General features: G+C 59.8%; 24 protein-coding genes. 15 read left to right on the top strand and 9 right to left on the bottom strand.

The window, feature by feature from the left end:
- Window positions 1-198: 198 nt before the first annotated feature.
- From HV770_RS28540 to HV770_RS28525, 4 genes are all read left to right on the top strand, one after another.
- Window positions 199-942, top strand: a complete 744-nt coding sequence (locus tag HV770_RS28540; protein ID WP_175164899.1) for an SDR family oxidoreductase — start codon at window positions 199-201, stop codon at window positions 940-942.
- A gap of 93 nt (window positions 943-1,035) precedes the next feature.
- Window positions 1,036-1,998: an MBL fold metallo-hydrolase gene (locus tag HV770_RS28535; protein WP_175164898.1), complete on the top strand. Its 963-nt coding sequence runs from the start codon at window positions 1,036-1,038 to the stop codon at window positions 1,996-1,998.
- Window positions 1,999-2,067: 69 nt separating this feature from the next.
- Window positions 2,068-3,279 carry an MFS transporter gene (locus HV770_RS28530; RefSeq protein ID WP_217468656.1) on the top strand — a complete coding sequence of 404 codons (1,212 nt, stop codon included), beginning with the start codon at window positions 2,068-2,070 and terminating at the stop codon, window positions 3,277-3,279.
- A gap of 53 nt (window positions 3,280-3,332) precedes the next feature.
- On the top strand, window positions 3,333-3,968 hold the full coding sequence (locus tag HV770_RS28525) for a glutathione S-transferase family protein (protein WP_175164897.1): 636 nt from the start codon (window positions 3,333-3,335) through the stop codon (window positions 3,966-3,968).
- A 25-nt stretch (window positions 3,969-3,993) separates the two neighbouring features.
- Here the strand turns inward: HV770_RS28525 and HV770_RS28520 are convergent, their stop codons facing one another.
- The gene (locus tag HV770_RS28520; protein WP_175164896.1) at window positions 3,994-4,440 is read right to left on the bottom strand and encodes a hypothetical protein; all 447 of its coding nucleotides are present in this window, start codon (window positions 4,438-4,440) and stop codon (window positions 3,994-3,996) included.
- A 221-nt stretch (window positions 4,441-4,661) separates the two neighbouring features.
- Between HV770_RS28520 and HV770_RS28515 the strand changes: the two genes are divergently transcribed.
- From HV770_RS28515 to HV770_RS28500, 4 genes are all read left to right on the top strand, one after another.
- A complete protein-coding gene (locus tag HV770_RS28515) occupies window positions 4,662-6,353 on the top strand; it encodes an ATP-binding protein (RefSeq protein WP_175164895.1) in 1,692 nt (563 codons plus the stop codon).
- 179 nt (window positions 6,354-6,532) lie between these two features.
- Window positions 6,533-7,081: a cupin domain-containing protein gene (locus tag HV770_RS28510; protein ID WP_343048339.1), complete on the top strand. Its 549-nt coding sequence runs from the start codon at window positions 6,533-6,535 to the stop codon at window positions 7,079-7,081.
- 129 nt (window positions 7,082-7,210) lie between these two features.
- Complete coding sequence (locus tag HV770_RS28505) at window positions 7,211-7,438, top strand: DUF3311 domain-containing protein (RefSeq protein ID WP_343048340.1); 228 nt, start codon at window positions 7,211-7,213, stop codon at window positions 7,436-7,438.
- A gap of 23 nt (window positions 7,439-7,461) precedes the next feature.
- Window positions 7,462-8,916 (top strand): sodium:solute symporter family protein, encoded by a 1,455-nt coding sequence (locus HV770_RS28500; protein WP_217468655.1) that lies wholly within the window; start codon window positions 7,462-7,464, stop codon window positions 8,914-8,916.
- Between the two features lie 72 nt (window positions 8,917-8,988).
- On the opposite strand, the gene HV770_RS28495 is transcribed toward HV770_RS28500, so the two are convergent.
- Window positions 8,989-10,026 carry a LysR family transcriptional regulator gene (locus HV770_RS28495; protein WP_175164893.1) on the bottom strand — a complete coding sequence of 346 codons (1,038 nt, stop codon included), beginning with the start codon at window positions 10,024-10,026 and terminating at the stop codon, window positions 8,989-8,991.
- Between the two features lie 75 nt (window positions 10,027-10,101).
- The gene (locus HV770_RS28490) at window positions 10,102-10,353 is read right to left on the bottom strand and encodes a hypothetical protein (RefSeq protein ID WP_175164892.1); all 252 of its coding nucleotides are present in this window, start codon (window positions 10,351-10,353) and stop codon (window positions 10,102-10,104) included.
- Between the two features lie 664 nt (window positions 10,354-11,017).
- On the opposite strand from HV770_RS28490, the gene HV770_RS28485 reads away from it, so the two are divergent.
- Both HV770_RS28485 and HV770_RS28480 read left to right on the top strand, forming a co-directional pair.
- Window positions 11,018-11,569: a hypothetical protein gene (locus HV770_RS28485; protein ID WP_175164891.1), complete on the top strand. Its 552-nt coding sequence runs from the start codon at window positions 11,018-11,020 to the stop codon at window positions 11,567-11,569.
- A gap of 283 nt (window positions 11,570-11,852) precedes the next feature.
- Complete coding sequence (locus tag HV770_RS28480) at window positions 11,853-12,533, top strand: alpha/beta fold hydrolase (protein ID WP_246291261.1); 681 nt, start codon at window positions 11,853-11,855, stop codon at window positions 12,531-12,533.
- A 94-nt stretch (window positions 12,534-12,627) separates the two neighbouring features.
- Here the strand turns inward: HV770_RS28480 and HV770_RS28475 are convergent, their stop codons facing one another.
- Window positions 12,628-13,974 carry an MFS transporter gene (locus tag HV770_RS28475; RefSeq protein WP_246291258.1) on the bottom strand — a complete coding sequence of 449 codons (1,347 nt, stop codon included), beginning with the start codon at window positions 13,972-13,974 and terminating at the stop codon, window positions 12,628-12,630.
- A 63-nt stretch (window positions 13,975-14,037) separates the two neighbouring features.
- Window positions 14,038-14,685 carry a DsbA family oxidoreductase gene (locus HV770_RS28470; RefSeq protein WP_175164923.1) on the bottom strand — a complete coding sequence of 216 codons (648 nt, stop codon included), beginning with the start codon at window positions 14,683-14,685 and terminating at the stop codon, window positions 14,038-14,040.
- 174 nt (window positions 14,686-14,859) lie between these two features.
- Between HV770_RS28470 and HV770_RS28465 the strand changes: the two genes are divergently transcribed.
- Both HV770_RS28465 and HV770_RS28460 read left to right on the top strand, forming a co-directional pair.
- The gene (locus HV770_RS28465) at window positions 14,860-15,597 is read left to right on the top strand and encodes an SDR family oxidoreductase (RefSeq protein WP_175164888.1); all 738 of its coding nucleotides are present in this window, start codon (window positions 14,860-14,862) and stop codon (window positions 15,595-15,597) included.
- Window positions 15,598-15,757: 160 nt separating this feature from the next.
- Window positions 15,758-16,060 carry a hypothetical protein gene (locus HV770_RS28460; RefSeq protein ID WP_175164887.1) on the top strand — a complete coding sequence of 101 codons (303 nt, stop codon included), beginning with the start codon at window positions 15,758-15,760 and terminating at the stop codon, window positions 16,058-16,060.
- Window positions 16,061-16,118: 58 nt separating this feature from the next.
- Here the strand turns inward: HV770_RS28460 and HV770_RS38955 are convergent, their stop codons facing one another.
- The 4 genes from HV770_RS38955 to HV770_RS28440 form a co-directional block, all read right to left on the bottom strand.
- Window positions 16,119-16,637 carry a DUF4148 domain-containing protein gene (locus tag HV770_RS38955; protein WP_246291242.1) on the bottom strand — a complete coding sequence of 173 codons (519 nt, stop codon included), beginning with the start codon at window positions 16,635-16,637 and terminating at the stop codon, window positions 16,119-16,121.
- Between the two features lie 164 nt (window positions 16,638-16,801).
- Complete coding sequence (locus HV770_RS28450; protein ID WP_246291239.1) at window positions 16,802-17,818, bottom strand: LysR family transcriptional regulator; 1,017 nt, start codon at window positions 17,816-17,818, stop codon at window positions 16,802-16,804.
- A gap of 20 nt (window positions 17,819-17,838) precedes the next feature.
- Window positions 17,839-18,780: a LysR family transcriptional regulator gene (locus HV770_RS28445; protein ID WP_175164886.1), complete on the bottom strand. Its 942-nt coding sequence runs from the start codon at window positions 18,778-18,780 to the stop codon at window positions 17,839-17,841.
- Between the two features lie 144 nt (window positions 18,781-18,924).
- Window positions 18,925-19,257 (bottom strand): hypothetical protein, encoded by a 333-nt coding sequence (locus HV770_RS28440; protein ID WP_175164885.1) that lies wholly within the window; start codon window positions 19,255-19,257, stop codon window positions 18,925-18,927.
- Between the two features lie 277 nt (window positions 19,258-19,534).
- Here HV770_RS28440 and HV770_RS28435 point away from each other — a divergent pair, with 277 nt between their 5' ends.
- Genes HV770_RS28435 through HV770_RS28425 form a run of 3 tightly spaced genes read left to right on the top strand, consistent with a single transcriptional unit; the run spans window position 19,535 to window position 22,271 of the window.
- On the top strand, window positions 19,535-20,512 hold the full coding sequence (locus HV770_RS28435) for an aldo/keto reductase (protein ID WP_175164884.1): 978 nt from the start codon (window positions 19,535-19,537) through the stop codon (window positions 20,510-20,512).
- Window positions 20,513-20,537: 25 nt separating this feature from the next.
- Complete coding sequence (locus tag HV770_RS28430) at window positions 20,538-21,245, top strand: HD domain-containing protein (protein ID WP_175164920.1); 708 nt, start codon at window positions 20,538-20,540, stop codon at window positions 21,243-21,245.
- Window positions 21,246-21,257: 12 nt separating this feature from the next.
- The gene (locus tag HV770_RS28425; RefSeq protein WP_175164883.1) at window positions 21,258-22,271 is read left to right on the top strand and encodes an XdhC family protein; all 1,014 of its coding nucleotides are present in this window, start codon (window positions 21,258-21,260) and stop codon (window positions 22,269-22,271) included.

Below are 22,271 nucleotides of genomic sequence, written 5' to 3'. Positions count from 1 at the left end.
GGCGGCTATCCATAACCGTGCCTAATCAATCGGTCTGGGCGATCTAATTGGCGCGTCCCGGTCCGCGCGACCAGAATGCAATCCATGCAACGACGTTTCGACACACCGCGAAAACAGGTCGTTTGCTCAGTTCAAGGTGTGCGGCACATTGCACATCGATTGCACTTCCAACGCTTTTCATCGGACAGGATTTCGATCATGGAAAACAACGTCGACACCAAGGTAGTCGTCATCACCGGCGCGAGCAGCGGCATTGGCGAGGCGACCGCACGGCGTCTCGCGAAGAACGGCGCGCGCGTTGTACTTGCAGCGCGCCGTGTCGAGCGGCTCACATCGCTCGCGCAAGAGATTCGCACCGCTGGCGGGATGGCGGAAGCCTTCGCAGCTGACGTAACGTCGCGTGCCGACGTGGAAGCACTCACCCGTTTCGCTATCGAGCGATTCGGCCGTCTCGACGTGCTTATCAATAACGCCGGTCTGATGTCGATTGCACCGCTCAGCGATGTGAAGGTCGACGAATGGGATCGCATGATCGACATCAACATCAAGGGTGTGCTGTACGGCATCGCTGCGGCGCTGCCGGTTTTCCAGAAGCAGGGCAGCGGCCATTTCATCAACGTCGCGTCGATTGCCGGACATAAGGTGTTCGCACCGGGTGGCACGGTCTACAGCGGGACCAAGTTCGCCGTACGCGCAATCTCGGAGGGCTTGCGTCAGGAGGTTGGCGGCTCGATCCGTACGACGACGATTTCCCCTGGCGCAATCGAAACCGAGCTCAAGTTGGGCACATCGCATGAAGCTAGCTCCGAAGGTCTCGAGCAGTTCTACAAAGTTGCGATTCCGAGCGACACCATTGCGCGTGCAATCGAATACGCGATTTCGCAGCCGGCCGACGTCGACATCAACGACATCATCGTGCGCCCGACAGTGCAGGAATTCTGACTTGTAGCGCTTACTGCCATCACGTTTCCTTTTCATATACAAGTGCCGAAACGCATCGTTTCGCGCCTGATTTAATCATCAAGGAGAAGTACCATGACCAACATTCTGACCCGCTCGATCGACGCACCCGTGCCTTCCAAGATCAACACCCAGGTGCCGGGCTATTACCGGATCGCGGTCGGGGATTTCGAAATCACCGCGCTCTATGACGGCTACGTCGATTTCGACCGCAACCTGTTCATGCATGCCCCGGATAGCGAAATCCAGGCGCTACTGCAGAAGATGTATATCAATGCACCGGCCATTCAGGGCTCGGGAAACATCTATGTAGTGAACACGGGCTCGAACCTGATCCTTGTCGATACCGGCGCGGCCGATACGTTTGGTGAAAGCCTCGGCTGGGTCGAACGCAACCTGATCGCGTCGGGCTATCAACCGTCGCAGATCGACACGGTACTGATGACCCACCTGCACGCGGATCACGTCGCTGGCTTGATTGCGGCCGACGGCTCGCGGGCCTTTCCTAATGCCGATATCTACGTTGCCAAGCGTGAAGCAGACTTCTGGCTGAGCGATGATCCGCAACTCCGCGCGCCGGATGCCGTGGCTCAGGTGACGCAGATCGCCCGCCGCTCGGTTGCCCCGTATATCGAGGCAGGTCGTTTCAAGACGTTCGAAGCGGGGGACATGCTCGCGCCGGGTGTCCGGTCGATGCCGTTGCCCGGACATACGCCTGGCCATACCGGGTTCGTGTTCACGTCGGAGGGCGAGCGCTTCTTCACTTGGGGGGATGCGATCCATAACCAGGCGCTCCAATTCGCACGGCCAGAGATCGCCATCGAATTCGACGTCGACACCACGGCATCGGTCGCAACGCGCCGTGCGATTCTCGCCGAAGCGGCGTCTACGGGAGAGATCGTCAGCGCGGCCCATCTGCCGTTCCCGGGTATGGGCCGTGTTCGGATCGAGGGCGATGGATACGCATGGGTGCCGCTCGAGTTCGGCCCGGTTCACCGCGCGGAGCATGTGCATATCTACACGTCGAGCCGTAAGTAAAGCTTCGTTCGCCGACGTGCCCACTTAGGGTTGGGCGCGCCGGTTCTCACCTTTCCGATGGAGTTTGTGATGACAAGCGGTGTTGCTGAGGCGCGCAGTGCGCGTGCCGTCCCCGAAACGCATCCCGTACGGCGCATGTGGTCCGCCGCCTGGATGGTCACTGCGGTATTCATGCTGTCGAACTCGGCGACGCCGCTGTATGTGCATTGGCAGCAGCGACTCGGCTTTTCCTCCGGCACGCTGACGCTGGTCTTCGCAGCCTACATCGTGGGCTTGCTCGTTGCGCTGCTGGTGGCGGGACAATTGTCGGATCGCATCGGACGCAAGCCCGTGCTCATTCCTGGGTTGCTCACGGCGCTAGTCGCGTGCGTCCTGTTTGCGACAGCGTCTTCGGTCGTCACGCTGGGGATTGCGCGTCTGTTGACGGGCATCTCCGTGGGCGTGATCGTGTCGGCCGGGATGGCGAGCGTCGTCGATGTCGGCGGTCCGACGCGTCGACGCCTTGCTTCGCTCGCGGCATCCGTCGCGATGGTTCTCGGAGCTGGTCTCGGTCCGCTGCTGGCGGGTGTTTTCGCGCAGTATTCCGTCCACCCGGTCAGTGGGACCTATGCGTTGCTCGGGCTCGTGCTTGCTAGTGGCCTCGGCGTAGCGGCGCTGTTGCCGCTGGCGCGTCCTGCGGCGGTCGTAGGGTCGATGCATCTACCGTCAGTGCCGGCAGAAAACCGGATCCACCTAGCACTGGGCGTAGCAGTATTCGCTCCTGGACTTTCGGCGACGACGTTCGTAGCGGCGCTCGGCCCGTCGCTGCTCTCGCGGCTGCTACACGTTCATAGTCCGCTGGTGGCGGGCGGCATGGTCTGCCTGATGTTCCTGTCGGCGACAGCCGTGCAGTTCGCGGTGCGTAGTCTGCATGTGAGGACGATTCTCGTGCTTGGTGCATTGGCAAGCATTGCATCCATGGTTTCTCTCGCACTTGCCGCCAACCTGTCGATAGCGGTGCTGCAAATCGCTTCGGCGGTATTTGCTGGAGCTGGGCAGGGACTTGGACAACTGGGCGGCCTGACGCTGATCGGCACACATGTGCGAGACGATCGGCGCGCGGAAGCCAATTCGATTCTGAACTTCGGTGCGTATGTTCCGGCAGGTGCGTTTGCAGTCGGAACGGGCTATCTGGTGGACGCTATCGGGATGGCAGCGGCTGCCACTGTATTTGCAGCGTTCCTTGCGGGTAGCGCGGCGCTGGCGATCGTGTTCGTCCGCAGGCGATTGAGCGGCGACTGAATCACGACACTCGCGGGCGGCCTGATGGCCGTCCGTCATACCGGATTTGTGAAATGATTACCCTATATACGTGGACAACTTCGAATGGTCGCAAGATTGCGATCATGCTCGAGGAGTTAGGCTTGCAATACCAGATTCATCCTGTCGATCTGTCGGCAGGCGAGCAGTTTGCACCTGCGTTTCTCGAAGTCTCGCCCAACAACAAGATCCCGGCGATTGTCGATGAGGATGCCGAAGGTGGACCGCTGACGCTCTTCGAAAGTGGCGCGATTCTGACGTATCTGGCAGACCTGAGTGGCCAGTATTTGGCTCTCACGGGCGCTCAGCGCTACCGGACGCTGTCATGGTTGAACTGGCAGGTCGGTGGGCTCGGCCCGATGTTGGGTCAGTTAGGTTTTTTCGGCGTGCGATCGCCCGACAGGCTGCCGATTGCGATTGAACGGTTCCGTGAAGAGGCTAACCGGCTATTCGGAGTGATGGACCGTCAATTGCAGAAACATTTGTATTTGTCCGGAGACGAATACACGATCGCGGACATTGCCGCGTATCCTTGGACCGTCACTGCGACTACGCTGATGCAGGAGTATGTGCTGCCGATGCTCGAGACGAAACCGTCGGTACGGGCCTGGCTTGAACGCATCGGTCAGCGACCGGCGGTGCAGCGCGGCATGGTATTGCCGAAGCTTTGACCTCCCCGGTGTACTTTTATCGCATTCAGCGGCGCTGTGGGCGGCGGAATGCATAGAGCCCAACGACGGCTGCTTTCAACAGACACTCGATCAGCGACAGGCCAAACAGTTCGCGCGATGCGGTGTATTCGAACGGGAGCGCCGAGGCGACCGCCATCAGGCTTGCGCCGCAAAGAAAGACGAACAGCGGGCGAGCATTGGGTACGTCGAGTATGGCTGCGACTCCCGAGCACAGCAGTATCAGTTTGGCCACAGCCAAGGCGAGCATCAACATCGAGCCGTCCGACGGGCTCAATTCCCATCGCGTTTCCAGTAGCGACCACGCACATACCGCTGCGATGGGCACGACTATCATATGGCGTGAGGAGGCACGATCGCGGCGATGTGTCACGCGCAGTGAGTATTGACTGAGGTCGTGAATGTCGTCGTAAGCATTGCGCACGCGTTGGTCGAGCGTTTCGTCGAGGTTCATGGTGGTTTCCGGTAGTTCCTGCATGGTGAGTCGATGCTGTCCAGTCTGGACGAGCAACCGCCTACTACCCAAGTTAATCATTGTGAATTCGCGTGCTGTGGTCCCATGCGATTGTTCGCGTTGCCCAAGAAATGCGTAGCGATGTTTCCCCATGCAGGACAATCCGTTGTTGCGCACACTGACGTCATCGAGCTTTTGCTCTTCCTGTCAGGGACATTGCGATGACATCAGTTGGCGCTTGCTATTTCTTCGGTTCTTATCGCCTCGACTCACAGCAATTTCGTCTTTATCGCGACGACACGGTGGTTGCGCTTGGCGGACGTGCATTCGATCTGCTCCTCGCGCTGATTCGCCGGGCGGGCGAGGTCGTGAGTAAGCGCGAACTAATCGAAGTCGTGTGGCCGACCACCGTTGTAGACGAAAGCAATCTGCGCGGACAAATTGCGGCGCTTCGACTCGCCTTGGGGGACAGCGGGGAGGGGCAGAATATGCTGGCGACTGTCCCAGGCCGCGGTTACCGGTTCATTGCGCCGGTTACGCACGCCTTGACACAAGAGTCTGGCGACACCATGCTCGCCAGGCGGCTGCCGGCCTACGCTGATAAGTTGCACGGCCGCGACACGGATGTACGGCGGGTTGCGGAAACGCTTGTGCTGCGGCGTTTCGTGACCGTATCGGGCCCCGGCGGCATCGGCAAGACTCGGCTTGCTGTTGAGGTCGCGCGCCAACTTCAGGACACCTTTGCGGGCGGCGCGCGGTTTGTCGACCTTTCTGAAGCCGCTACGCTTGCCGATGTGCGCGATGCAATTGCGGCGTCGTGCGGATTACCCCTATCGTTGCGTGCGTCAGCCGACGACATAGCGTTGCAGCTCGCCACCCAACAAGCGCTACTACTGATCGACAGTTGCGAGCGGGTGACCGATATGGTGGCGCATATCGTCGAGCGCAGTCTGAGTGTGGGCGCGCGGGGCGCGTTCCTGATCGCGAGTCGCGAGGCATTGCGCGCGGAAGGAGAGCATGTCTTCCGGATCGGAGGACTCGCGGTACCAGACGCGGGAACCTCGGATCACGCCGCGCTGAGCGCATCTCCAGCGTGGCGAATGTTCATCGACCACGCGGTCGCGCGACGTCATGATTTCCGTCTCGACGATAGCGAGGTCCCACTGCTTGCGGACCTTTGCCGGCACATCGAGGGCTCTCCGTTCGTCATTGAACTGCTTGCAGGGCACGTTGAGGCGTTCGGTGTCGGTGGCCTTTGCGCGCTTGCGCAGCAGCCGCGACAACTGCTGGATCTGTCCCGTCGCGTGCCGGTGGAGCGCCACTCGTCTCTGCGTATGCTGATCGAGTGGCAGCGCGATCTGCTTGCCGATCCGGAACGAACTTTGCTGAAGCGATTCGCCGCGTGGCGCGGTGACTTCACATTGACCGACGCGTGCGCGATGGCTGCCGAAGCGGCGGTGCAGGGCGAACTGCAGGCTTGCGCGCGCCCGTGTCCACCGGATTGTGTGGCGGCTGCGATCGGACGGCTGGTCAACCAGTCCCGGCTGATAGCAGAATGCTCGCGCGGTTTTGTACGCTATCGCGTGCCGACTTTCGAACGAGCGTTTCTGTCCAGTGCGGATTCCGATTTTCAGGGCCTCCGCGCCGTACAAGCACATGCCGCGGTCACTGCATCGTCTGAATCGACCGCGATGACGATCATGGCGAGCCCTGCTATGAGACATTCCGCGCACGGCGCGACGCAGATTGCGCCCTTCACAGGTGGGCTCGCATCGCGCTGGACCGCTAGCGTGTTGCACCGGACAGCGGAGGACTGGCTGCATCCACACCACGTTGCCCGAAATTATATTGATGGCTCAAAGACTTCCAATGCTTGTGCATTGCGACTGCACATGGAAAAGCGCGGTGATTAGCAGTGTCGCGGTCCCGCATATGGCGCACGCTGCACGAAGAACGCTCGGGCTGGGCTCTAATTGCCCGCCGTGGATTGGAGGAGCCTTGGCGCGTAACTATTGGGTGCGGGGAAAACGTTGCTTGACGTGCAGTCCAGCAACACATAGACTCGTCGCACCGAACCATCTTTCGGTTGCGTATGGGATATGAAATGATTGGAGAGAGACTCAGGGAACTGCGTTCCGAACACGGCATGTCGCTGCGGGAGCTTGCACGTCTGGCCGACGTTTCGCCTACCTTGTTGAGCCAGGTGGAGAGGTCCGTAACAGACCCCAGTCTGGAAACAATGCGCCGGCTGGCAGGTGTGTTCGGCCAGTCGATTGCGTCGCTGTTCGCGGATCCAGCTTTGCCATCGGTGTGGATCAGCAAGCCAGGCAGCCGCACCGTGCTGATGGCCGCAAAAGGCCGTGTCAGCTACGAACGTCTGACGGGGGGCAACGGTCAGCTCGAGGTCTTGCGCGCCGTACTCGAACCTGGGCAGGAGTCGGCGGCAGAGCCGCGCGGGCACCCGTCGTCCGAATGCGCGTACGTGGTGGCTGGTGTTTTGAGGGCTGAAATCGGCGGCGTGAACTACGATCTGCTGGCGGGTGAGAGCGTGTCGTTCGACGCCCGCTTGCCGCACCGCTACTGTAATTGTTCCGACCAGCAAACCGAGGTCATTCTTTCGGTGACGCCTCCCAGTCCGTAAATTGAATATCGGAAAGCCTGTGCGATAATCGGCCGCTGCTAAACGCAGCGACCCGAGTGGTTGCGCGCGAAGCAAAAGCAGCCGCGATTCGACGCGGTCAGTGTTCTTCGTGACGCTTGCCCGATATTCATGACTCTACGCCGGCGCCCTCATCGGACCATGCTAGTGCTTCCGTTCGTTTTTCACGCGGGCCTCATGCCACTTGCAAATGCAAGTACGCTAGAGCCATTCGGCATTCCTTTCCCCTTGTTCTGGCAAATGCTGGCGACGCTGCTCAGCGGCGGCGTGCTCGGGCTCGTCTACGCGATCGACTGCCGAGTCGATGCGCGCGAGAGAGGCGAAGGAGTGGTGCATTGAGCCCGCGTGAGACCATGGCCGCAGTGATCGCGGCGGTCGTCGCGCTGACTCTCGTCGCTGCGACGATTTATGGGCGTGACCATCGTGCCACCAGTTTCAGCGATTGGGCGGTCGGTAGCCGGATGATCGGGCCGGTGCTGTTCTGGTTCATGAATGCCGGCGAGATGTACACCACCTTTGCAGTACTCGGAATTTCGGGTATGGCATGGGCATCCGGGGCGCCCGCGTACATCGCCTTCAGTTCCGTGTCGGTGAGCTATGCGCTTGCGTACCTGCTTGGGCCGGGCATTTGGTCGGCGGGGCGTCGCGCGGGTCTCGTTACTCAGGCAGACTTCTTCTCGTCGCGCTATCGTGCGCCATGGCTCGGCGGCGTGGTCGCAGGTGTGGGGATCGTCGGCATCGTCATTTATATCCAGATCCAACTGGTTGCGTTGGGTCTTGTCGTCGACATTGCGTTCGGTTCACGCGTTCCGCGCGACCTGGCCGTAGTCGGCGCGGCCGCACTGATGGTGCTGTTTGGGGTATTCCACGGGCTGCGTCCGGCAGCAGTTGCTGCGGCGATCAAAGATGTACTGATGCTGGCCGTCGTAGTGATGTTATGCGTGCCGCTTGCTCACAACGTAGGGGCGCATTCGCTTGCCGATGTTTTCGCGCTGGCTCGAGAACGGGCCCCGGGCATCACGGTATTGCCCGGGCGCGAACCCGGTGCACCCACTACGTCATGGTGGTTCATGACGGCAGCGCTGGAAATCGGTCTTGCGAACTGGATGTTCCCGCATTTGTTCCAGATGTTCTATGCGGTTCGCGATCCGCAACTGATCCGGCGCAACGCCGCGCTACAGCCCGTGTATGCACTCGCGTATTTCTTCATCATTGTGTTAGGTCTTGGCGCACTCGTCGCCGGTACGACGCCCGCTGGCGGGGATCTCAATGCGGCGCTTCCGCAATTTATCGTCGCTCGATATCCGCCGTGGCTGGCCGGCCTGTTCACCGCCACCTGCATTCTGCTTGCGCTGGTCCCCGGTACTTTGTTGCTGCTCGCGGCAAGTTCGATCTTCACGCGCAATATCGCAGCGCGTTGGACAACCGGGGAGTCGTCCTGCGCGGCCTTGCGTGTCTCCCGTCTTGCGATGGTAGTCATTGCCGCGCTGGCTGCGTGGCTGTCATTGCGACAGCGCGATTCGCTATTCGAGGTCCTGCTGGACGCGTACTCGGCGATCGGTATGCTTGCTCCCGGTGTATATCTGGGCCTTGCGTGGCGGCGAACGCAGGCTGTTGCCGTGCTGGCGGGGCTGATTACAGGACTCTTTATTCTGCTGGCACCGGCGTCGCGCGAATGGCTGGCCGCCCATATGACGCAGTGCGTGCCGGGCCTCGTGGCCATGCTTGTCAATGCCTTGGTCGTGATTGGGCTCAGCTTTGCGATTACTCTGCGAGCACCTGAACTGTGTGCAAACGCACATCGTGTCGGACGATAACGCGCAGCTTGCACGATGAGCAGTAGTTCTGGTTCAATCTCGCGCTGCGCGAACCTCGCCGCGCCGGAGTAGTTACGCCGCGCTGGCTTGGCCCAATGCGCTGCGTTCCATGAACGACGTGGACATGCCAGCCCACACCTGTTCGAGGGAGTGCGGCGCGTTATTGCCGAACTCGCTGCGCAGTTTGCGCGGCGCCGGCCCGGCGGAGATACGGCCGAACGCCAGCGGGTCTCGCACAAGCTCGGTTACCCATCTATTGAACGCCCGCACCCGTGGACTGGCCTGTTGCGCTGCCGTCGAGACCAGATATAGCGGTTGGGGCGCCGGGCGCCAGGCGTCGAGAAGCGGTACGAGGCCTCCAGCGGCGAAATGGTCGCGTGCGGCCACCTCGTGCAATTGCACGATGCCAAGGCCGGCCAGGCCCGCAGCTAGCTGGACATCGCTGTCGCTGACCATCAGACGACAATCGCACGGTACTCGGACCGCTTCACCATCTTGGTCGAGCAGCAGCCCTTGGCCTTCGAGGCGCTCATGCGGGGCGCAGCGGACGACGATATGTCCGTCACGCAAATCTGACGGCTTGTGTGGCATGCCGAAGTGGTCAATGTATTGAGGAGCCGCGCATGTGACCAGCGCGAGTTCGCCGATCTGATCCACGGCCACTTCGCTGCTGGTTGGTGCTACGGACGTGACTGCGCACTGCACCTCCCCGTTTTCGACGTCGAATGGGCGTTCTCCGATGCTCATCTCGAGCTGGATGTCGGGGAAAAGTGATTGAAAACTGGACAGCGCCGGCACGAGCAGAAGACGTGCGACGACCGGCGCAACGCCAATCTGCAAGCGTCCGGCCGGTACATTGCGCTCGCCCTTCAACGAGCGCTCCACCTCATACAGATCCTGTACGATCCGGGTCGCCTGAGCGTAGTACTCGCGGCCCTCTGGGGTCACGGCGACCTTGCGCGTGGTCCGCAGAATCAGCCGCATTCGCAGATGATCCTCGAGATTCTGAATGGTCTTCGTCACGCTCGACGTGGAGAGCTCTAGCGCACTGGCAGCCTTTGAAAACGACGCTTCCTCGACCACCTTGCCGAATACCTTGATCGCATGCAATAGATCCACGGCTGACTCCTTATTCTTTGGACGCGCGCGTTTTTACGCCGACGTCGGTAATTGGATGGCGGTCTATCAGCCGTTTGCAGCGATCGAGATCAGTGCGCGTGATGTCGCGTAGGACAGTCTTGCAGCCCGATCGAACGAGCGGTCGGCGGCAATCTCGCGGCCGTCGAGCTTGACCGCCCAATTGCCATTGACGCAGAGGCACTCGATGCGGCGGTCTTCCATCATGTCGGAGTACCAGCGCCACACTGCGGCATCATCGCTGTTTGCGCGCACGCAAGCTTTCAGGCGTTCAAAGTCCAAGGCGGTTCCAGACTGCATTTAAGTTCTCCAATCGGTGTGGCTGTATGGAACATGCACTACTACTGCACAAATTCGATAACTTGCTCGAGCCACTTGCTTGGCCGGACCAGCATTCCGGTACGCAAAGCCGATCGACTGATGGGCACTCGATCTGCCCTCACTACTATGCTGTGTGCAGTGAGTCGAAATATATGTGCAGCAGGACTGCACGTCAAATTAAATTTAAAAAACGTTGTGAAAACTGTGAAGTTTTCCCATGGAAGCCAAGCTGGCAATGGCCGACGTGAAATTTATGACTGTGGATGCGCAGCCCGTTTAGGCCGTGATGGGGGCGATCGACTAAACACGTGTGCAGCGTAACTGTTGGCATTCTGGGTGGGGTTACGTTTGAATGATCCACGGCGCGGATCATCCGGATTGTTGGTGGTGGGGACTCATGGCGAGGTGCGGAGCGGCATTGATGTCGAAGGATGTTCACTTTCACTGCACGAAGGTGTCGCGAGAAATTAGTCTGTAAACTTCGTCTCGCGCATGGCTGAATTGTCGCGACGAGTGCCAAAACCTAGGGGAGAGCGACCCCCCGGCATCGGACAATTCACGGAAATTCACGAAATTGCACCGCGCCACGCGTTTGGTTCTGGCTCAATACAGGGAAGTACTCCCGCTGACAGCCTTGCCATTTATGACCGACGCCATACCCTCTCCCACGCCGGTTACCGGTAATTCGCCTTCTACGCTGTCCCGACAGATTCACGACGACTTCCTAGTTCCGATAAGGTTGCTGTTCAACCACCGGCAGTATGTCGCGAGCCTCAGGTTGCTATTCCAGCTGGTCGACGCAGTGATTTACTTGGACGGGGACGATGACGATGTGTATCCAGACGCCGACGCAGTCAGCGGTTGGTTGACGGTGTACGTCGATCTTGCGTCGCTATACGTGAGTGCCAACGATCTGGTTGTACTGCGCGACTCGCTGCGACCCGGATTCCCGGCGCTTCCTGCCAACGGCGGCCGAATCCGCTTGATCCTTCCATCTGCGTTGCAAGGTTATCGGCAGTACCAGGACCGCGACGAAGACCGGGTATGGCTCGAACCGGAGGCGCTCATCCGTGCGTTCTCGACGGCGCTCGGAGAATGGCTTGCCCACACGCGCCGCTCGTCGACGAAGCTCAACTCCGTCGAACTCCGCTATCGCTCGATTATTGCGGACTCGACGCTGGGTGCGTCTTCCTGAACGCATTCGGTGTCCCCACACAAATTCACAGCGATTCATTCGCGGCTCGAATCGTGTGTCACCACAATGGCCTGTGCTGCCCGGCTTCCCGTCGATCGTGTCGAGAGACCATTCCTTCGAGATGAACCGGTCGTGCAGCATTTTTATAACTATGTGGGGCACATCCATGAATTCTCTTTTCTTGCGCAAATCGGCCACGTATGTCGCAGCCGCCTTGCTGCCGGTTTTTCTTCAGATTTCGCCTGCGCGCGCCGCAGGCTCAGGCGACTCCGTTGCCGAGGCAATGTCTGCAAAGCCGTCGATCGTACTCGTGCATGGAGCGTTCGCGGATGGCTCCAGTTGGGACAAGATCGTCCCGATCCTGCAGCAGAAAGGCTACACAGTGGTCGCGGTGCAGAATCCGTTGTCGTCGCTCGCCGACGACGTCGCTGCGACGAAACGCGTCATTGATGCGCAGCCGGGCCAAGTCGTCCTTGTCGGCCATTCCTGGGCCGGTGTTGTCATCACGGAGGCGGGCAACAACGACAAGGTAAAGTCACTGGTCTATGTAGCAGCCTTCGCTCCCGCTGAAGGTGAGTCCATCGCCGACATCACCAAAGACGCTCCGCCGCCGCCATATGCGAAGAGCCTCGTGCCCGACGAAGGAGGCTTCCTTACCTTGACGCCCGCCGCCGTGGCGACGTATTTTGCTCAGGACCTTTCGCCGGCTACCGCGCGGACGCTCGCCGCGACCCAGGGCTCATGGCAGAGTCACTGCTTGCAGGACAAGGTCACGACAGCAGCATGGAAGACCCGGCCGTCGTGGGCGGTGGTAGCGCGCAACGACCGCATGATTCCGGCAACGTTCGAACGGGCAATGGCACAAAAGATCGGTGCTCACGTCACCGAGGTCGACAGCAGCCACGTCGCGATGCTCGCGAAACCGGGCGCAGTCGCAGCGGTCATTGAAGAGGCCAGCCGCTAAATAGTCGATACCTGTAGGATCATCGTTTCGCTTCACGGCGCAGAAGGCGGCCGCTCAGCGTCCGCCGGACTGCCGCTCTTCCTGAAGTAGGTATCTAATGTTTGATGCTCACCTTGCCGCCCATCACCCGAAGCGCGCTAGCCACGCAGCCTACCGCAGCGAAACCGGCTCCCCACGCAAGCGCCAGGACCGGCCCGTGATGTCCAGCAATGCCGAAACTCAAGGCAACCAGAGCGGCGCCGGTCGCCTGACCCAGTAAGCGTGCGGTGCCGATCACACCGCTCGCACCGCCACTACGCTCAGGCGGCGCGCTTGCCATAAATGCTTTCAGATTAGGCGACTGGAAAAATCCAAAGCCAAGGCCGCACAGCGCCATACGAAGGGAGATGTCGAGCACGCTCGGATGGGGCGGCATCAACGCCAACAATGTCATGCCGATACACAGCAGGCCGAGCCCGATGCCGCCAAGCGCACCCGGCGAATAGCGGTCCGACAGGCGCCCGGCAATGGGTGCGATTGCTGCCACCATCACTGGCCATGGCGTCATCAGGAATCCTGCTTCGACCTGGCTGCGTGAAAGCACATTCTCGAAGAAGAACGGCAATGACACGAATGCCAAACCCTGTGCGGCAAAAGCGCAGATTGCGGTGAATGTCGAAAGCGCGAACATCGGCCGACGAAACAGGTCGATCGGCAGCATCGGCGCCCGGTGACCGGCCTCGCGGCGAATCAGCAGGACACCGGCGGCGAGCGTTACGCCGAGCGATATGACGACGGTTTGCCAGCTCGCCCGCTGCGCCGCGTGGCCCAGAGCGAAGATCAATGCCGCAAAGGCCACTGCGTTGAGCAATGCGGCGAGCGGGTCGAAGAGCGCGTCGCGCTTTGGTGTAGCGGGGAGGTTCGGCAAGCCGAAGGCGAGCGCGAGCAGCCCGAGTGGAATATTGATCGCGAACAGCCAGGGCCACGATGCGATTGCTAGTAGCAGCGACGCCACGGTTGGACCCACTGCGAAGGACACACCCACTACCAACGCGTTGAGCCCGACACCGCGGCCCAACCGATGGGCGGGATAAAGAAAACGGATCAGCGCGACGTTCACACTCATCACGGCAGCGGCACCGACGCCTTGCAGCACGCGCGCCGCTGTTAGCGCATTCAGTGACGGGGCGAGCGCGCATAGCAGCGACGCGATCAGAAAGATTGACACCCCGCCGATGAACACGCGCTTGTGGCCGACGCGCTCGCCTAACGACGCGAACGGCAGCAGCGTCGCCACCATCGAAAGTTGATAGGCATTGATGATCCACACCGACGCTGAGGGCGTGGTGTGCAGGTCCGCGGCGATCTGCGGCAACGCCGTGTTCGCGATGGCTGTGTCGAGACTCGCGAGCGCGACAGCGAGCAAAACGGCGCCCATTGCCTTGCGGTTGTTGGAAGACATCGATTCGCCGACGTCTTCGGCGACCTCCTGGCGTTGCGGGTCTGAGACGGTGTTCATGACGTGTCACTCCTTTGCGAGGATTTGACGGATCGCCTGCTCGAACACGTCGACGGGTTGGCCGCCCGATACAAGGTGTTGCTCGTTGAAAATGATTGACGGCACAGACCGGATACCCATGTTCACATACCGCTCTTCCAGTCCTCGCACGTCGGCCGCATATTCGCCGCTGCTCAACACCTCACGGGCTCGGGCAACGTCGAGCCCGGCGCGTCCGGCCGCTTCGACCAGGACATCGTGATCGCTGGAATTTTTACCTTCCACGAAATACGCTTGAAACAGGGCCTTTTTCACGGCGCGCTGATGACCTTCCAGCTTTGCCCAATGCAGCAGGCGGTGTGCGTCGAACGTGTTGTACACGTGTGTGCGCAAGTCCATGCGAATGGCGAAGCCCGCTGCGTTGGCTCGGGCCGTGATCATCGCGTGATTCTGGCGGATCTGTTCATCTGTGCTGCCGTACTTGCCGACCATGTAGTCCTTCACCGGTTGGCCTTCAGGCCACATGTAGGGATTCAGTTCGAATGGGCGGAATACCAGGTCGACTTCGACTTCGTCGCCCACACGCTCAATCGCCTGTTCGAGTGCGGTCAAACCGATAGCGCACCACGGGCACGCAACGTCTGAAACAAAATCGATCTTGAGAAGCTTTGCCATGATGGTCATCCATTTCGTAACGAGTGAACAGATTATCGACTTCGCCCTCGACGCTTCCCAATTAGAACGGCGAGATCGCGCCATAACCCACGCTTATCACATTGCGTTTCTCTTCGAATTGGCCGCCAAAAGGAGCTCGGACCACAATCAAGTCTCCTTCTTTCGGAGAATGTCATGCCTAATATTCAGGACAAGATTGTTGCGATCACCGGTGCGAGCAGCGGGATCGGCGAAGCGATTGCACGGCATCTGGCGGCGCTGGGTGCCAAGGTGGTGCTTGGTGCGCGCCGCACCGAGCGGCTTGACGCCCTCGCGGCGCAGATCAGCGCCGAGGGCGGCGAAGCCGTCTACCAAGCGCTCGATGTGACCGATCGCGACAGCGTCGCCTCGTTCGTTTCTTTCGCCCAACGTCGATTCGGCCGGCTTGACGTACTGCTTAACAACGCAGGATTGATGCCGTTATCGCGTCTCGACCAGTTGAAGGTCGACGAGTGGGAGCGGATGATCGATGTGAATATCAAGGGCGTGCTGTACGGAATCGCTGCCGCGCTGCCCGTCTTCCTGAAACAGGACGGTGGCCACTTCATCAACCTAGCATCGGTGGCGGGACATAACGTTCGCCCTAACGTATCGGTCTATTCCGGCACGAAGTTCGCCGTACGGGCAATATCTGAGGGACTGCGCCAGGAAGTCGGTGAAAAGATTCGTGTCACGATCGTGTCGCCAGGCGCTGTCGAGTCTGAACTTGCCGAGACCATCTCGGACGATCAGTTACGTAATCAGATGAACGAGTATCGCAAGATGGCGATTCCAGCCGCATCGATAGCGCGCGCTGTGGCTTTCGCGATCAGCGAGCCGGCCGAAGTCGACGTCAACGAAATCATTGTCCGGCCTACCGCCCAGTTGCCTTGAGGGAGCGGGAAGTCCAAGCTTGGCCGGTGCTAGCGCGTCGAATTGTGTTATCGAAGGTTCGGCGCGCTGATCATCACCTCGCTGACGTGTGGAACGGCGTCGCGATCCGTCCTTCTCATTGAACATATGGTGACATATCGCGAGGTGCGGGAAGCGGCTCATGCGAATTCTGCGTTGGGTGAGTTGGCTGAAGACGGATGGTGCGGGCATGTGTAAGGCGCGTAGTGTCGATCCCGCCGTTGAGCACATTCGCGCGCTCTGGACATTGAAGCAGCGCGCGTTACCGGGTCAGGACGTTAAGCAGATTCCTGCCGCCGCGGATGGCGAGGACCAGCGCGATCTTGCCGAGATTGAAGTCCGAAGAAATCATCAGCCAGCTCAGCGATGCGAGCGGAATAAAGAACTCCGGTCGCTGCAATTGACGTTCGATTATCGCCTTCATGGTGAGACCTTTTCGGACTGAGGTGGCACGCGTTCGATGAGAAGATTTTCGGTTCGCGTGCCTGTGTCGATGATCGCAATTAGCTGTGCAGATAGAGATCGCTGTTGTTGCCGATGCTTTGGCCGGTGGCGGGGTGGGCAAGTTTGGTCTTCAGCGCATGAACGCGTTCGGCGAATGTGCGATGCTCGCTGGGTGCTTTTTCCCTAGTGCGCAGCGTAGCGGCAGGTACGTTTGCGAAACCTGCGGGGTACTGCGTGTCCGCCGTGTTGAAAGAACCTGCGGCGCGAGCTTGCGCCAGTTCAGCGCGTACTTCCGCGCGCGAAACCGTGAGCGATTCGTCAGCAAACGCGGAAGATGCTGCGACCGCACCGATGGCGAAAGCGAGAGTGGCAATAGCGTTCTTCATGTTCAGCTCCTTGGTTGGTGAGGACAACGTTGTGCTGTCCCTGAGATGAACTATAAGGAATGCGGTCATGGTGGGCCAATTCGTTCGGGTCGGGTTGACGATAAACGTTGCTAATGAAGTTGAAGCGGCTAGGCGCAGCAGACATGTGTAGTAGTGTTGTTCAGCCGACATGACGGGGGTGATGCCGCGCATGCTTACCACTGTGCGGAAACCCTGAGCGGGCGTCTAAGGCTGGCAGTAGCCCTCTCGCATTGTTCGAGCAGGCTGAAAGGGCGCAGCTGTAAAGAAAGCACGGAGCCAGCATTCAGGAAACGACCTTGTATAACCAGCCTAAGGTGGCGTTTCGCAGTCAGGCTTCAATTCGCAAGCCTTCCGGCTTGCAGAGCCGGTCCCTGCTGAAATAGCTCCGCAACCCACTCGATAAATACCCGGACTTTCAGCGGCAGGTGTCGGTTCGGCGAGTAGAGCACTGAAACCGGCATTGACGCACTCGGGTAGTCAGTGAGTATTTCGCGGAGCTCACCGCGAGTGAGATACGGATCGAGTGCATACCGCGAGGCGTTTACGATTCCAAGGCCGGCGAGGCTGCAATTGACATAGGAAGTCGCATCGTTGACTGTGATCTGGCTTTTCATCGTAACCGTGTGAAGTTTGCCGTCTACCTCGAGGTCCCAACCGCGCACCCGCTGCGTGCTGCTTGAGAAGTAGTTGATTCCGACGTGCTGGGACAGATCGTCAAGCGTTTTTGGTTCTCCGCAGCGCTTCAGATACGCTGGCGACGCGCAGGTCAGGCGCGCCACGTTGCCGATGCGGCGCGCGATCAGGCCGGAGTCGCCGAGCTCGCCAACCCGGATCACGCAATGCACACCCTCCTCAACCAGATCAACAGGGCGGTCTGTGAGTCCCATTTCGACTTCGATGTCGGGATACTTCTCGAAGAACTGCGGCAGTGCTGGGATGAGCAGGCTATTGGCCATCATGGATGGCATGTTTACCTTCATCTTGCCTTTGGGGCGTTGTGTTGCCTGCGAGATCAGGGTGGCCATTTCGTCGATTTCTGCCAGTACGCCGAGCGACCGGCTGTAGTACGCGAAGCCATCGTCGGTCAGACTATTTGAGCGGGTGGTACGGTTGATCAGACGCCCGCCAAGGGCGGTTTCGAGTTGCTGAAGCGTGCGTGAAACGGTACCTGTGGGGATGCCGAGAGACTCGGCCGCACGGGTCAAGCTTCCGGCCTCGACCACGCGGACGAAGACCCTCATTGCGGTTAGCTGGTCCATTCTGTAGATAGGATGAAGTTTTGAGTGGCGGCCGGTGCCGCAAAGCCAGGCAATATAGGATGCTGCGGGCGCATCTAGCCAATTCGTTTTCAATGCGCTCCTAATAAGTGGCGCTAATCGGGCGCGTCGAAAACGGTCCCTATGGCGGCCAGGCCGAATTGCGGTCGCGGTGCTTCTAGCGCAGCACCCACGGCCAGTATCGACCAGTCGATCCACGCGCGCAGTCGTCGCGACATGTGACGATCGGATTGGTACAACAACTGCACACTGATCGATGGCCACCAGTTGTCAAGCAAGGGCAGGAGTGCGCCGGTGGCTAGCTGTTGGCGTAGCAATACATAGGGTGCCTGTATCACGCCCACGCCCGCGACCGCGACCGCCGCTGCGATCCGCGTTGCGTCATCGTCCATCGCCACATTGATCGCGCCGCAAAGATTCAGACACTCGCCGTTGCGCTGGAACGTAAGCGACTGTGGGCGGCGCGGCGTGCCGGTCATCCGAAGCGCCACGCTATGTCGAGCCGCAATCTCCGCAGGATGGCCCGGCAGACCCGCGTAAGCGATGTACTTCGGGCTGGCACAGCACGCCAGCGGCACTTTCCCCAGCGAACGGCTGACCAGGGAGTTTTCGGAGGGTGCGTCGTAGGTCAAGACACAGTCAGCGGAACCGTCCAGCAGTGCGCGTTCCGGCGCGTCGGTCAGCGTGAGTTCGATTGCAGGGAATCTTGTCCGGAAATCGGCCAGCACCGGCAGCAGGACTGTAGATGCCAGTGCCGCTGAGACGCCGATGCGAAGTCTGCCACCGTCTGCAAGCCTGGCGTGCGCGAGCCTGACTGCCGATTCATCCAGCGAAGCGAGCATCGGCGTCACACCATGCGCGTATGCCCGACCGAACTCGGAGATCCGGGTTCGGCGACCAGCGCGTTCCAGCAAAGGCGTGTCGATACGGCGTTCGAGCATTTGGACCGCACGGGAGACGTGCGCTGTTGACATGTGCAATGATCGGGCGGCTGCGCTAAGCGACCCGCTCTCGACCACCGTGGAGAAGACGCGCATCGCTTCGATTGGGCTCACCGCAACTCCTTACTGAACATCGGTAACGTCGAGCGCAAAGGCGACGACGAAACCCGTCTTAAACGCACACTCGGCCAGTGACAACAGGAAAAACGGTCGCGATACGTGGTAAACATGGGGGAGGCTTCAAACGAGACAAGCCGCGCTGATGACGCACAGGAATAGAAATGCCATGCGCATTGCCGGGCGTCCGGCCACCACGCCTAGTCCGAGACCAATTACGATGGCTTTCGACACCACAAGCGCGGCAATCCGCACTCCGTGATCGCTCTGCCCTAATTCCCATCGCGCCTCCCAACGAAATTCGATCAGACACCACAGGGAGATTGCTGCTGCCAGATAGGTCAACGCCGGATTCGCTGTGCGTCGCGAATTCGGCGTGGCGCTGCTGAGGTAGTGCAGATACGCATCGTCAGGATTCGACGGTGCCATGCGGTTCATCGCTGAGTCATAGTCCATTGCGACCTCTACTTGATGTCTCGTATGCGCTTAATCGCGCAGTCAGGGCAAGTCTGGTCGACCGCTAGACGCGTTTCTAGTAAATCCTTGTAAAAAGACGTCACATCAAACGACGCGCTTCGACTTTCAGGCCGCCTGTGAACTTATCCGCCGCGCAGGGACTCACGGCATTTCACGAGGATTCACTGTGTGGAAGAGGGTCTGTCGTCCAGAATGTGCTTCGCGATCTGGCGATACACGCTCGCAAAGTGAATCCCGGCATTGATGGAGATACGAAATGGACTATGTGAAATTCGGCAGGACCGGGCTGGATGTGTCACGCCTATGCCTTGGATGCATGACCTATGGTGTAGCCGAGCGAGGCAACCACGTGTGGACCCTCGACGAGGCAACCAGTCGCCCGCTTATCCGTCAGGCGCTCGATATGGGCATCAATTTCTTCGATACGGCGAATGTCTATTCGGATGGCACATCTGAAGAAATTGTCGGCCGTGCGCTCAAGGAGTTTGCGACGCGCGACGAAGTGGTTATTGCCACGAAAGTGAACAACCGGATGCGTCCGGGACCAAATGGCGCGGGACTGTCACGCAAGGCTATCTTCTCTGAGATCGACAACAGCTTGCGCAGGCTCGGCACAGACTACGTCGACGTCTATCAGATCCATCGTTGGGATGCCACGACCCCGATCGAAGAGACGCTCGAAGCGCTCCACGATGTGGTGAAAGCTGGGAAGGCGCGCTACATCGGTGCGTCGTCGATGTTTGCCTGGCAATTGTCGAAAGCACTGTACACGTCAAGGCTGCATGGCTGGACCGAATTCGTCAGCATGCAGAACCACCTCAATCTGCTAAACCGCGAGGAGGAGCGCGAGATGCTCCCATTGTGCGCTGACCAGGGGCTGGCCGTGATGCCGTGGAGCCCGCTTGCTCGTGGCCGTCTGACGCGGGACTGGAACGAACCGACCGAACGGGAGAGGACCGATGAAATCGGTGCGTCCCTTTACGGTCAGACAGTCGATGCCGATAGACGTGTCATTGAAGCGGTTGCCATGGTGGCGCGCGAACGCGGTGTTCCGCGTGCACAGGTCGCACTGGCGTGGGTCGCGCAAAAGCGTGAGGTGACCGTACCAATCGTCGGGGCGTCGAAGCCGCTCCATCTCGAGGATGCTGTTGCCTCCCTTTCGCTCGATCTGAGCGGCGAGGAGATTGCGCTACTCGAACGTTCCTACATTCCACACGCTCACGTCGGCTTCTAAGCCAAGTACCTACCTGGAGAAACTCATGACCACGACCATTGCCGGCATTGCGATTCCGGACAGCCAGATGGCGCGCGCGGCGACCGAAATGGTACGCGACACGGAGACTGACCTGTTGTACAACCATTCACGGCGTGTATTCCTGTGGGGCTCACTGGTCGGAAATCGCAAAGGGCTCGCTTACGATACTGAACTGCTATACATCGGCGCGATGTTCCATGACATGGGATTGATGCCGGCTTACAGCAGCAAAAACGATCGTTTCGAAGTGGACGGAGCGAATGCCGCGGGGGATTTCCTGCGGCAGTACGGAGCCAGCGAATACGACATCGAGCAGGTCTGGCTTTCGATCGCTTTACACACGACGCCGGGCGTGCCGGGGCATTTGAAACCTGTGGTGGCGCTGGTTACCGCGGGTGTCGAAATGGATGTGCTGGGCCTTGGGTACTCAGAATTCGCGGAACAGGATCGTGTGAATGTAGTCGCTGCGCACCCGCGCGAGCACGACTTCAAGAACGGCATTATCGACGCGTTCGCGCAGGGCACCATCACGAAACCCGACACCACGTTCGGCAACGTCAAGGCTGATGTGCTGGAGTTGCGCGATCCGAGCTACAAGCGGCTCAATTTCTGCCAGATTATCCTCGGCTCGCAGTGGGACGACAGCGCGGCGCACGTTCATCACCCCGGTTGCGGACATCACGCATCACCGGGCGATGTGCCGGCTGTTTGAACGGAAACGCCGATGGACAGTATGGACAGAGAGGTGCTGTCAAATGCCTTGCGCTGGCTTGAAAGCGGGAATCGTGTACTGCTCGTCACGGTGGTCTCGACATGGGGTTCGTCGCCGCGCCCGGAAGGATCGATGCTCGCGATCCGGGGCGACGGCAGGGCGGCCGGGTCTGTCTCGGGTGGCTGCATCGAAGATGATCTGATCGAGCGCGTAAGGCGGGAAGGCATACCTCAAGGACGCCCGCAACTGCTCTCGTACGGTATAAGCGCCGATGAAGCGCACCGTTTCGGGCTACCTTGCGGCGGTACCGTTCGGCTTGTGCTTGAGCCACTTCTCACCGCGGATGTCATAGCTGGTTTCGTTGACGCCATGCAGGAGGGGCGGATTTTTTCACGTCGGCTCGACATGGCAACGGGCGAAGTTGAGATCCTTGCAGTGGACAGCGATGAGGGATTGCGGTTCGACGGACAAGCGCTCCGCACCGTGCACGGCCCTCGCTATAGGATGTTGTTGATTGGTGCGGGCGACCTTTCCCGCTACGTCGCAACGATTGCGGTCGGTCTGGGCTATGACGTCACGATCTGCGACCCGCGGGCCGAATACACCGACGAGTGGAACGTGCCCAACACGCGCGTAATGCGCACCATGCCCGACGACACGGTGACCGGGATGCGTCCGGACTCGCGGACGGCGATCATCGCACTGACTCACGATCCCAAACTCGATGATCTCGCATTGATGGAGGCCCTTAAGACCCCCGCCTTCTATATTGGCGCGATAGGCTCCCGGCGTAATAACACGGCGCGTCGCGAGCGGCTCGCATTGTTCGGCGTTTCGACCGAGGAAATGCGTGCATTGCATGGCCCTGTCGGACTCTATATCGGCAGCCGCACGCCGGCGGAGATCGCGATTTCGATTCTCGCCGAAGTGACTGCCTGCAAAAACAAGGTTCACGTTGTACGAGCGGTCGATGTCGAAGTAGGTAAGGCTTCAGTTGCTTTGGCAATCTCCGATCGGTTAGAGTAG

It is taken from the genome of Paraburkholderia fynbosensis (assembly GCF_902859935.1).
Lineage (GTDB): Bacteria > Pseudomonadota > Gammaproteobacteria > Burkholderiales > Burkholderiaceae > Paraburkholderia > Paraburkholderia fynbosensis.
Note: the sequence above shows the minus strand (reverse complement) of the source record. Positions and strands in the feature narration are given on the sequence as shown.